A 10,336-nucleotide genomic window follows, 5' to 3' on the forward strand; every position below is an offset into this window, starting at 1 on the left:
GGATGAACGCCTTCTGCGCCTCCGTGAACTTCGATGCCTTCATGCGATTCCGCTCCTCTCCCAGCCTGGGAAACTTAGCGGAAAACTCCAGCTTCAACCGATCCAATTTTCAGGGAGCAGAGCAAACGTCATGCACCAAGACTGAAACCGGACCAGTTCATTGGGGCAGGTCAGTGCAGATCTCAGCCGTCCGGGTGCAGCAGGTTCCGATCACGCGCCCTGTGCAAGGCTTTCTGGGCACCCTGCAACGCGGCCTGGAAACCGGTCGCTCAAGACCAATGGGCAGGGGCCTTGGCGATAAGACGAACGCCACTCTGCTTGGCGTTTCAACCCCTTGGTCACACCAGCGCGTAGCGCGCGACGACGAGGGCGCACCCCAAAAGGAACAAGGACTGCACGGCGATCAGGGCGATGCTGCGTTTTCCGGTTTGAAAGAGGCTGCCGAGCGAGGTTTTCATGCCGAGGGCGGCAATGGCCGTAAGAAACAGGAACCGCGTGGCCTCGCCGATCCAGAGCAGCAGCGTCTCGGGCAGGGGCACGAGATTGCCAAGCAGCATCAGCAGGATAAAGGCCACCAAGAACCACGGCAGGCGCAGCGTGCCGCCGGCCTCCTGCCGGAAGCTCAGCGCGATCGCCAGGAGCACGATGGGCAAGAGCGCGACGCGCAAGAGCTTGGTGAAGGTCGCGATGTCGCCCGCGTCCTCGCTGATGGAATAGCCCGCGCCCACGACCTGCGCGACGTCATGGATCGTCGCCCCGACGAGGTAGCCGCTCTGGATCTCGGAAAAGCCGAGGCTGGCGAAGATCACCGGGTAGAGGATCATGGCGATGGTGGAAAAGGCGGTCACGCCGACCACCGTCACCAGCACGTCCTTTTCGGCGGCGTGGCGGGGCACCAGGATGGCCGAGATCGCCAGCGCGGCGGAGGCGCCGCAGATCGCGACCGAGCCGCCGGTCAGAAGGCCCAAGGCCACCGGCGCACCCGCCAGCCGGGCAGAGAGCGCGCCGAAGGCCAGCGTCGTGGCCAAAAGGCCAGCCACCCCGATCATGGCCACCACGCCAAGCTGCGAGATATCCGCGAAGGTCAGTTGCAGCCCCAACAGGGCCACGCCGATGCGCAGCAGGCTGCGCGCGGCAAAGGCGATGCCCGGCGCGGTCTTTTCCTCGGCCTCGAGAAAGGTGAAGGCCATGCCGATCAGCAGCGCGAACAGCATCGCCGGTGCGCCATAGGTGTTTGCGATGAACTTTGCGGCCAGCGCGATGATCGCGGCGATCAGAACGCCGCGCCAATGCGTCGAAGCCCAGGCCGTTGCGCCGTTGATCGTGATCGCGCGGGACGGCACGGGATCAATCCGCGCCGCGCGAAAACGCGACGATGGCGGCGACCAGCCGGTCGAGCGTATCGAAACCCGTGACCCCGTCGGCCACAGCATCGGCGACCAGCGAAAACTCCGTGCAGGCGATCATCTGAACGGCGGCCCCACGGTCCAGTAGGGCGGTCGAGGCGGCACGCAGGGCGGCGCGGGCCTCGGCGGTCGGCCCATCGCGCTTGATCGCGCGGATCGCGGCGAGGGTCGCGTCCTCGTCCGTTGCATAGAACGGCGTCAGCCCGGCCTTTGCAAAGGGGGCGTCGAACAGGCCCACGCGCCGCACGGCAGGGGAGGCGAGAATACCGACGGAGGCTCCGGGCCCCGCCAACTCCACGGCATGGGCGACGGACAGCGCCACCATGTCGAGAAAGGGCACTGTCGCCGCGCCGCGGATCGCGTCCGCATAGTGATGCGCCGTGTTGCAGGGCATGGCCAGACCCTCGGCCCCGGCCTGTTCGAGGCGCCGGGCCATCGCGGCCAGCACCGGGGCAGGGTCCTCGCCCGTTCCCTCGATCAGCCGCGCGATGCGCGAGGGCACCTGTGGGTTCTGATCGATCAGAAGCGGGATATGGTCGGCATCGTCTTTGGCAGGAACGGCGGCGATCACCTTCTGCATCAGAAGGACCGTCGCCTCGGGTCCCATCCCTCCGAGGATGCCGATCCGGCGCAAGGGCGAGGTCATCAGCCCGCCGTCGCCCCATCGGCGAAAACCGCGTCATAGCCGAAGAGGCCCGCCGCCCCCCCGGTATGCAGGAAGACGACGCGCTCGCCCTTCTTGAATTTCCCTTTCCGGCAATAGTCGATCAGCCCCGCCGCGCCCTTGCCGGAATAGACGGGGTCAAGAAGGATCCCCTCCAGCTCGGCGAACATGCGGATCGCCTCGATCGTGTCCGCGCGCGGGATGCCGTAGCCCGGCCCGACATAACCGGTGTCGGCCACGACGTCTTCGCGCGCAACGACTCCGGGGCAGCCCAGTTTCTCGGCGGTCGCGCAGGCGAGGGTGTAGACATTCTCTTCCTGCTTGTCCTTGGGCGCGCGCACGCCGAAGCCCAGAAGCGGGATTTGCGCGTTGATCGCCTTAAGCCCCGTGATCAGGCCCGCCTGCGTGCCCGCGCTACCGGTCGCGTGAACGAGATGGTCGATCACCAGCCCGCGGTCATTGGCCTGACCGACCAGCTCGAAGGCGCAGTTGACGTAGCCCAACGCGCCCGTCGGGTTCGAGCCGCCGCCGGGGATGGTGTAGACGGTCTTGCCCTCGGCGCGCATCGCCTCGGCCACCGTCTCCATCTCGGCGTTCATGTCCAGCCCGCCGGGCCGTTTCTCGGTGGCGGCGCCGTGCAGGTGGTCCAGCAACACGTTGCCGTTGTGGTTGTAGTTCGGATCGTTCGAGCCGGTTCGATCCTCCAGCAGGATGTGGCATCCCATGCCCAGCTTGGCCGCGAAGGCCGCGGTCTGGCGCGCATGGTTCGACTGGGTCGCGCCCTGCGTGATCACCGTGTCCGCGCCCATCGCCTGCGCCTCGGCCATCAGGAATTCCAGCTTGCGGGTCTTGTTGCCGCCGGTCGACAGCCCCGTGCAATCGTCGCGCTTGATCCAGATCTCGGGCCCGCCAAGCTCGGCGCTCAGCCGGTCGAGCCGTTCCAACGGCGTGGGCAGATGGGCGAGAAAGACGCGCGGAAAACGGGCGAGATGCATGGGCGGACTCCTGCAATGTTGCACGATCGGCACCATGAGCGGCATTGGCCGGGAATTCAAATTGGAATACCGGCCTCCATCCTGCCGGGCGCATAGATCATCTCTTGGTCTTGCGATCCCGCCCCGTCCGTCTCACGGGCAGATCGGCAGTTCCAGCGGCGCTGGCTCGGGCAGGGAGGCGCGCCATTGGTCGATGATCGGGCGCAGGGTCTCCCGCGTCCAGAACCGCGGGCTTCCAATCGCGCCAAGGCAGGTAGCGTTCCAGTAGAGGCCTTCTTCGGATAGTGGCCTCTGGCCGGCCACGGCGTCTGCAACCGCGGTGATGTCGCCGGACTCGGGATAGATATAGAGGGTTGTCGGATCTCCCTCGACCCGGGACATGATGTCTTCGGCCACCTCTTCGGACCATGTGGTGCACCCGTTGCTTCGCCCGCCGGTGTAATTCACGAGGTTGCCATAGGGGACGTAGCCCTCTGCATCGGCGTCGGGACTGTCCGGGGCGCTAAAGCGGCACTGCCACCGCAGGAACATCGCGACATGGCCGCCGATTTCGCGCTCACGGGCGTTGTCGGTTTCGCCCATGCCATCGAACAGCAGAAAGGTGCGGTGGAAGGGCACCCGTTCGCCATCCTCGGTGAAGTAGCCCTTGAAGGAGGTCCGCGTCTCGGCCGTGAGGTAAGCACCGCCCATCGTCAGGTTCGACCCCTCGGCATTGCTGAAATTCTGCGCGCATTCCCGTTCGTTGGAAAAGTCCGCTGCGGGCAGGGAGCGACCGCTGCCATAACCGGACGAGACCGCGCGGAAGGATTCTTCGGCCTCGCAGATGATGTAGAACCGCTGACCCGGACCGCCGGTGGAGGACGAGCTTGGACGTGTCGCGTCCATGGCCAGATAGCACGGGTTCTGGATGCCGCCCCCGCGCACCTGCTCCATGTAAAGCGCGCGTGCCCGTTCGAGCACGACGGGGGCGATCTGGCCTTCGCCCGTCCCGACATGCTGTTGCAGCCATGACGGGATTTCAGCGGATAACGGGGTCGCTTCGGCCGGCATCGGGGCGGCAGCGGCCAAGGCACCCAAGGCCGCGATGGTCAGGCGCTTTGTCCAGCGTATCATTGGGCGTCTCCTGCGCGTTGGTCCTCCGCTCCGGGCAACAGGATAACAGGAATGGACCGAAACTTGGCAAGTTTCCTCGCCGTCGTTTCATCGAACTTGGACCGTGCAAGTCTGCCGTGGCTGCAGGCGATGCCCCCTGCACGAGCGCGCTGCGAGCCAAACCAGCCTTTTCGGATCAGTCCGAGTGACCCGCTGACGTGGCCCGCACAACGCGGAACAGGCTGGTCGCAGCGAAACACAGCGCCGCGGTGCAAACGATCGACGGCCCGGCCGGCGTGTCGAAGATGTAGGCCGCCCGCAGGCCGATCACTGCCGAGGCCGCGCCGATCACGGCGGCGATCAGCACCATGCCTTCGGGCGTCCGCGCAAGGGGGCGCGCCGCGGCAGCCGGGATGATAAGCATCGCCGCGATCAGAAGGACGCCCACGACCTTGATTGCGACCGCCACCGTGATGGCAAGCGCCAGGGTGAGCACCAGTTGTTCGCGCTTGGGGTCGATCCCGCTCGCATAGGCGAGTTCTTCGTTCAACGTGGCCGTCAAAAGCGCTGACCATCGCCAGCCGATCAACGCCACGACAACCGCGGCGCCGCCCCAGATAACGGCGAGGTCAAGGCGCGATACGGCGAGGATGTCGCCGAAAAGATACGCCATAAGGTCAATGCGAATGCCCGAAAGAAAGGACACCGCCACCAAGCCGAACGCGAGCGCGGAATGGGCCAGCACGCCCAGAAGCGTGTCCATCGCATAGCCGCGCCCGCTGAGCACGGAAACCGTCAGGGCCATGGTCAGGGCAAGCGCCATGGCGCCCGCAAAGATGGAGATCTGCAAGGCAAGCGACAGGGCAACGCCAAGAATGGCGGCGTGGGCCGTCGCGTCTCCGAAATAGGCCATACGGCGCCAGACGACGAACCCGCCGAGCGGGGCGGCTGCAAAGGCCACGCCGATCCCGGCCAGCGTCGCGCGGGTCATGAAATCGTCCAGCATCACTCGGCCGCCTCGTGACTGTCATGGGTGTGCGTGTGCCCGTGATCGTGGTCGTGCCCATGATCGTGGGTGTGGTCATGCCCATGCTGGTGGTCATGTTCATGCCGGTAGAGCGCGAGCGCCCCGTGGGTTCCGGTGCCGAAGAGCGCCCGATATTCCGGCGCCGAGGACACATGCTCGGGCGTTCCGTGACAACAGACATGCCCATTGAGGCAGATGACCCGATCGGATGAGGCCATGACGACATGCAATTCGTGGCTGATCATCAGAACGGCGCAGCCGAATTCGCGCCGCACGTCGTCGATCAGCTGGTAGAAGTCCGCCGAGCCGGGTTGATCGAGGCCCGCCGTCGGCTCGTCCAGAAGCAGCAGGTCGGGTTTCGTCACCAGCGCGCGGGCCAGCAATACGCGTTGCAGCTGTCCGCCCGAAAGCTCCGACATCTGCCGATGCGTGAGCTGCGCGACACCGGCGCGGCTCAACGCGGCCTCGATATCGGACCGGGTCGCCCCGCCCGGCAGGCGCAGGAACCGCTCGACCGTGATGGGAAGGGTCGGGTCGATATGAAGCTTTTGCGGCACGTAGCCCAGGACGAGGTTCGGCGCGGTGGTAATGCGCCCACCGCTGATGCGCGCGGCGCCAACGATGGCCCGCAACAAGGTTGTCTTGCCGGACCCGTTCGGCCCCACGATGGTCACGATCTCGCCCGGCGCGACATGCATGGAGATGTCGCGCAAGACTTGCGTTGCGCCGTAGCGGACGCTCAATTTCTCGACATCGACAAGGTTCATGCGAGGGGCTTCTCGGGCTCGGCCTCGGCGGCCTTGGCGGCACAGGCCGGACATATCCCGACCGCTTCGACGACCGTGCGCTCGATCTGGAACCCGGTCGCGCGGGCGGCGTCGCCAAGGGTGCCGCGGGCGGGGGCGGATTGCGCCTCGGCCACCGCGTCGCAGATCCGGCAGATCAGGAAGGCAGGCGAGTGGCTTGCGCCGGGATGGGCGCAGGCGATGAAGGCGTTGAGCCGCTCGATCTTGTGCACGAAGCCGTTGGCGACGAGGAAGTCCAAGGCGCGGTAGGCGACGGGCGGTTGCGATCCGAAGCCTGCCGCGTGCAGCCGGTCGAGAAGCTCATAGGCGCCCATTGCCCGGTGTTCGCTCAACAGGATTTCAAGTGCCGCGCGCCGGACGGGCGTGAACCGCAGGCCTTCAGCCGCGCAGCGTGCCTCGGCAGCGGCAAGTCCGGCCTGAACGCATTGGCGGTGGTCATGTACCTCGAACCCCACCGGATCATGGCTCGGCGCATCGGTGATCTCTGCCACGGCTCTTGTCATGTTATCTCATTTCTTGTATCGGCATCGTGACGTTATAAGATCACAGGAAGGCCCGAATGTCCAGAAACCTGTTTCCCCTGTCGCTGGCTGCAAGCTTGATGGCCGGCACCGCCCTGGCCGATGTCCCGCGCGTTGCTGTCGATATCGCCCCGGTGCATTCGCTGGTCGCGCGCGTCATGCAAGGCGTTGGAGAGCCGAACCTGATCGTTCAGCCCGGGGCCTCGCCGCATGAATACAGCCTGCGCCCCTCCGAGGCGGCGGCGCTGCAAGAAGCCGACCTTGTCTTCTGGATCGGGGAGGACCTTGCGCCCTGGATGGAAGGCGCGGTCGAAACGCTCGCCGGCGACGCCGATGTCACGACATTGCTCGAAGCCGATGGGATGACCCTGCTCGATTTCCGCGAAAATGCGCTTTTCGAGGCCCATTCTCATGGCGACGACGATGATCATGACCATGAGGACCACGCCGAAGACGATCATGATCACGACAGCGAGCATGATGAACATGCTGACGACCATGACCATGATCACGAAGATCATGCCGACGATGACCATGATCATGCGCATGGCGACCATGACCCTCATGTCTGGCTTTCGCCTCGCAACGCGGCGGTCTGGCTTAACGTAATCGCGGCTGAACTCTCCGCGGCCGATCCCGAGAATGCCGGCACCTACTATGCAAACGCTTCCGAGGCGCGCGAAGAACTCGATGCCCTCGTGGCAGAGGTAAACGAAACGCTCGACCCGCTGCGCGGCATGCGCTTCGTGGTGTTCCATGACGCCTTTCAGTATTTCGAGGCGGATTTCGATTTCCCCGCGTCCGGCGCGATCTCTGTCGCCGATGCAGCGGATCCAAGCCCGGCCCGCATTGCCGATATCCAGGGGCGCATTGCCGAGGAGGGCATCCAGTGCGTGCTGTCCGAACCGCAATTCGACCCCGGCCTTGTTGCGACGGTCATGGACGGCACCGAGGCCAACACGGCGGTGCTCGATCCGTTGGGCTCCGATCTCGAACCGGGGCCTGACCTCTACCCGCAGCTTATCCGCAACCTTGCGAACTCGCTGTCCGGGTGTCTCTGAAACAAACCTGACAGGGTAGGGCGCGCGGACCTGCATCGGCCTTGCAGAGTCCGGCAGGTGTCGGAGTCGTCGTGTCAAAAAGCGGGCTCGCTCATCCGAAAAGGGGGCGAGAGCCGCCGGGCCGCCGTCAAATTCTCCGGGACCGGTCTCAGGGTTGGGGCAGATCCCGGATATGGCCGATCAGGGCCGTGAACTCGTCGAAGACGAAGGTGCAGGGCAAATCCTCGACCGGGGTCTTGCGGTATCCCTTTGAGAACAGGCCAAAGGCGATCTTCGCGCGATGTGCCGTGTCGGCATCGACCTCGCTATCGCCGACATAAAGGAAGGGCGCGGCGTTCAGCGCCTCGAAGGTCGCGACCAGGGGGGCGGGATCGGGCTTTTTCACCGGCAGGCTGTCGCCACCGATCACTACGTCGAAAAAGCGGCTGAGATCCAGCGCGTCGAGGATCTGGACCGAGGGCGCGCGGAACTTGTTGGTGCAGACGCCAAGCGGGTGGCCCGCCGCCTTCAAAGCCGTCAGGACGTCGACCACACCCGCGTAAGGTCGGGTCAGGTCCGCCGGATGCGCGGTGTAGTGGGCCAGCATCGACGCCTTCATCCGCTCTTCCTCGGCGGAGGGTATTCCGCGCTCCTCCATCACCAGGCGCACGAGGTTCGGGATACCGTTGCCGATGAAGCTGGTGATCTTTTCCAGGGGCAGGGGCGGTTTATCGCAGTCGGCCAGCATCCGGTTGGCGGCTGCATGCAGATCGGGCGCGCTGTCGATCAACGTGCCGTCGAGGTCAAAGACAATCGCGCCGCTCATGCTGCTTTCCATTTGATCGAACATCCCATGGACGGGATCTGGTCGCGCGGGCCCTGGCCCGTGTCCGCCACCTGTTTCATGGCCTCGAACAGATCGCACGGCGCATCTGCCGGGGCCGGGTTTTTCCCCGAGGCATCGAGGCGTCCGCGGTATTGCAGACCACCCTCCGCGTTGAACCCGAAGAAATCCGGTGTGCAGGCGGCGTTCCATGCGCGGGCGACCTCTTGCGTTTCGTCATGCAGGTAGGGAAAGGAAAACCCGCGCTCCTGCGCCAGTTCCGCCATCTTCTCGAAGCTGTCGGCGGGGTAGGCGTCGGCATCATTTGAACAGATCGCCGCAACGCCGATGCCAATCTCTTGCAGGTCCGAGGCGTCCCGCTGGATGCGGTCCAGAACGGCAAGCACATAGGGGCAGTGGTTGCAGATGAACATGATCAGGGCGCCCCTGGGGCCGGCGATCTCGGCGAGCGTGTAGGTTTTCCCATCGGTGGCTGGCAGGGCGAAATCGGGGGCGTGCCAGCCGAACTCGCAAACGGGGGGAGAGACGGCCATGATCGGTCCTTTCCTACGCGGTCATCAGGCGGGTGAGGCCCTCATCGCGGCTCCAACGCCAATCGAGGTGGTGATCCGCGAAGGTCGCGTTGAAGGCGCGGCGGTGCAAGTCCTTGGGCTCAGCGAGCGTGCCGTTCACGTCTTGGAGGGGCGCCTCAAACGCCATTCGCCGCCGCCCGGATCGCCGCGATGTTCTGGCCGTAGACCTCCGGGTTGTCGACCGAGCCGCCCTTGAACACGGCCGATCCGGCCACGAGGACATCCGCCCCGGCCTCGACCACGAGCGGGGCGGTTTCCGGCGTGATGCCGCCATCGATCTGGATGTGGATGGGCCGGTCGCCGATCATCTGGCGGATCTTGCGGGTCTTCTCGACGCCGGAATGGATGAACTTCTGACCGCCGAAGCCGGGGTTCACGGTCATGATCAGCACCATGTCACACAGGTCCAGCACGTCGGCCACGGCCTCGGCCGGGGTGCCGGGGTTCAGGACCACGCCCGATTTCACGCCCTGCGCACGGATCGCCTGAAGCGTGCGGTGGATATGCGGGCCGGCCTCCACATGGGCGGTGATCATGTCCGCGCCGGCCTCGGCATAGGCCTCGATATAGGGATCGACCGGCGCGATCATCAGATGCACATCCATGAAGGTCTTCACATGCGGGCGAAACGCCTTCACCGCCGGCGGGCCGAACGTAAGGTTCGGTACGAAATGCCCGTCCATCACGTCCACATGAACCCAGTCGGCCCCCTGGTCCTCGATGGCGCGGATCTCGGCGCCGAAATTGGCGAAATCGGCGGAAAGGATCGATGGGGCGATCTTGACGGTGCGATCGAAGGACATGGGGTATCTCCATAGAAAGGGCCGGGACACGGCTCGGCGTGCCCCGGTTGTTTCGCGGATTTCAGACGGCGAGGGAACCGCCTTCGTAGCGTTTCGCCATATCGTCGTGGTCGATGCGAACCAGCGGTGCTTGGCGGCGATTCTGGTTCTTGGTGTGCAAGGGGAGGCGGGCAAGTCCTCCTCCCGAGTCTCCGACTCGTGCAATCGAGTCGGTGTCAGCCCGTGTCGGGGTGAGTGCCCCTGCGTTACCCACGGCGCGGTCAGAGGCTTCGCCATAAAGAGACAAGAGAGGGCAGTTTGCGGGGCAGGGGGCGTTTGGCTGGCGGTTTGCCCAAGTTTTATTGCCCTTTACGGCGTTTCTCGGCCTGCCAGATGTCTGCTCGGAACGGGGTCGTGCGCATGTTTTTTGGGCAGAATGCCGTTTTTCTGCAAAAATCCGAAAAAACCACTTGCGGGTCTTTGGCGCTATCCGTAAACACCCCTTCACCGGCGGCGCTGAGGCGCTGACGGGACGCCAAGCGGGTCTGACGCGGACGAAGCGGATGGGTAGCGCGGCACAACATTTG

General features: G+C 65.0%; 13 protein-coding genes. 1 reads left to right on the forward strand and 12 read right to left on the reverse strand.

The features are described 5' to 3' along the window. Positions 1 to 338: 338 nt before the first annotated feature. The 7 genes from ABD923_RS18930 to ABD923_RS18960 all read right to left on the reverse strand — a co-directional run bounded on the left by ABD923_RS18930 (position 339) and on the right by ABD923_RS18960 (position 6,493). Positions 339 to 1,343: a YeiH family protein gene (locus ABD923_RS18930; RefSeq protein ID WP_259555316.1), complete on the reverse strand. Its 1,005-nt coding sequence runs from the start codon at positions 1,341 to 1,343 to the stop codon at positions 339 to 341. A 4-nt stretch (positions 1,344 to 1,347) separates the two neighbouring features. After that, positions 1,348 to 2,052 (reverse strand): cysteate racemase, encoded by a 705-nt coding sequence (gene cuyB, locus ABD923_RS18935; protein ID WP_259555314.1) that lies wholly within the window; start codon positions 2,050 to 2,052, stop codon positions 1,348 to 1,350. Next, positions 2,052 to 3,065 carry a D-cysteate sulfo-lyase gene (gene cuyA / locus ABD923_RS18940; protein WP_259555313.1) on the reverse strand — a complete coding sequence of 338 codons (1,014 nt, stop codon included), beginning with the start codon at positions 3,063 to 3,065 and terminating at the stop codon, positions 2,052 to 2,054. The genes cuyB and cuyA overlap by 1 nt, the downstream gene beginning before the upstream one ends. Before the next feature lie 132 nt (positions 3,066 to 3,197). Then, positions 3,198 to 4,178, reverse strand: coding sequence for a murein L,D-transpeptidase catalytic domain family protein (locus ABD923_RS18945; RefSeq protein WP_259555312.1), 981 nt, complete (start codon positions 4,176 to 4,178; stop codon positions 3,198 to 3,200). 175 nt (positions 4,179 to 4,353) lie between these two features. After that, on the reverse strand, positions 4,354 to 5,163 hold the full coding sequence (locus ABD923_RS18950; RefSeq protein WP_259555310.1) for a metal ABC transporter permease: 810 nt from the start codon (positions 5,161 to 5,163) through the stop codon (positions 4,354 to 4,356). After that, on the reverse strand, positions 5,163 to 5,951 hold the full coding sequence (locus tag ABD923_RS18955; protein WP_259555307.1) for a metal ABC transporter ATP-binding protein: 789 nt from the start codon (positions 5,949 to 5,951) through the stop codon (positions 5,163 to 5,165). Before ABD923_RS18955 ends, ABD923_RS18950 begins: the two co-directional genes overlap by 1 nt. Beyond that, positions 5,948 to 6,493, reverse strand: coding sequence for a Fur family transcriptional regulator (locus ABD923_RS18960; protein WP_259555306.1), 546 nt, complete (start codon positions 6,491 to 6,493; stop codon positions 5,948 to 5,950). Before ABD923_RS18960 ends, ABD923_RS18955 begins: the two co-directional genes overlap by 4 nt. Positions 6,494 to 6,549: 56 nt before the next feature. Here ABD923_RS18960 and ABD923_RS18965 point away from each other — a divergent pair, with 56 nt between their 5' ends. Continuing rightward, a complete protein-coding gene (locus ABD923_RS18965) occupies positions 6,550 to 7,572 on the forward strand; it encodes a zinc ABC transporter substrate-binding protein (RefSeq protein WP_259555305.1) in 1,023 nt (340 codons plus the stop codon). A 148-nt stretch (positions 7,573 to 7,720) separates the two neighbouring features. Here ABD923_RS18965 and gph read toward each other — a convergent pair whose 3' ends face one another. From gph to ABD923_RS18990, 5 genes are all read right to left on the reverse strand, one after another. Beyond that, the gene (gph, locus tag ABD923_RS18970) at positions 7,721 to 8,377 is read right to left on the reverse strand and encodes a phosphoglycolate phosphatase (RefSeq protein WP_259555304.1); all 657 of its coding nucleotides are present in this window, start codon (positions 8,375 to 8,377) and stop codon (positions 7,721 to 7,723) included. Continuing rightward, positions 8,374 to 8,928 carry a thioredoxin family protein gene (locus ABD923_RS18975; protein WP_259555303.1) on the reverse strand — a complete coding sequence of 185 codons (555 nt, stop codon included), beginning with the start codon at positions 8,926 to 8,928 and terminating at the stop codon, positions 8,374 to 8,376. Before ABD923_RS18975 ends, gph begins: the two co-directional genes overlap by 4 nt. Before the next feature lie 13 nt (positions 8,929 to 8,941). Next, positions 8,942 to 9,067 carry a hypothetical protein gene (locus ABD923_RS18980; protein WP_405048351.1) on the reverse strand — a complete coding sequence of 42 codons (126 nt, stop codon included), beginning with the start codon at positions 9,065 to 9,067 and terminating at the stop codon, positions 8,942 to 8,944. A gap of 16 nt (positions 9,068 to 9,083) precedes the next feature. Continuing rightward, positions 9,084 to 9,770 carry a ribulose-phosphate 3-epimerase gene (rpe, locus tag ABD923_RS18985; RefSeq protein WP_259555302.1) on the reverse strand — a complete coding sequence of 229 codons (687 nt, stop codon included), beginning with the start codon at positions 9,768 to 9,770 and terminating at the stop codon, positions 9,084 to 9,086. A 338-nt stretch (positions 9,771 to 10,108) separates the two neighbouring features. Beyond that, on the reverse strand, positions 10,109 to 10,336 hold a 228-nt coding region (locus ABD923_RS18990), incomplete at its 5' end, for a hypothetical protein (protein WP_345229575.1).

Source organism: [Roseibacterium] beibuensis (assembly GCF_039542305.1).
Taxonomy (GTDB): domain Bacteria; phylum Pseudomonadota; class Alphaproteobacteria; order Rhodobacterales; family Rhodobacteraceae; genus Roseibacterium; species Roseibacterium beibuensis.

Bases quoted from the DNA above. Each gene is read 5' to 3' on its own strand.
- cuyB (WP_259555314.1), bottom strand. From the start codon at position 2,052: ATGACCTCGCCCTTGCGCCGGATCGGCATCCTCGGAGGGATGGGACCC.
- cuyA (WP_259555313.1), bottom strand. From the start codon at position 3,065: ATGCATCTCGCCCGTTTTCCGCGCGTCTTTCTCGCCCATCTGCCCACG.
- ABD923_RS18945 (WP_259555312.1), bottom strand. From the start codon at position 4,178: ATGATACGCTGGACAAAGCGCCTGACCATCGCGGCCTTGGGTGCCTTG.
- ABD923_RS18950 (WP_259555310.1), bottom strand. From the start codon at position 5,163: ATGCTGGACGATTTCATGACCCGCGCGACGCTGGCCGGGATCGGCGTG.
- ABD923_RS18955 (WP_259555307.1), bottom strand. From the start codon at position 5,951: ATGAACCTTGTCGATGTCGAGAAATTGAGCGTCCGCTACGGCGCAACG.
- ABD923_RS18960 (WP_259555306.1), bottom strand. From the start codon at position 6,493: ATGACAAGAGCCGTGGCAGAGATCACCGATGCGCCGAGCCATGATCCG.
- ABD923_RS18965 (WP_259555305.1), top strand. From the start codon at position 6,550: ATGTCCAGAAACCTGTTTCCCCTGTCGCTGGCTGCAAGCTTGATGGCC.
- gph (WP_259555304.1), bottom strand. From the start codon at position 8,377: ATGAGCGGCGCGATTGTCTTTGACCTCGACGGCACGTTGATCGACAGC.
- ABD923_RS18975 (WP_259555303.1), bottom strand. From the start codon at position 8,928: ATGGCCGTCTCTCCCCCCGTTTGCGAGTTCGGCTGGCACGCCCCCGAT.
- rpe (WP_259555302.1), bottom strand. From the start codon at position 9,770: ATGTCCTTCGATCGCACCGTCAAGATCGCCCCATCGATCCTTTCCGCC.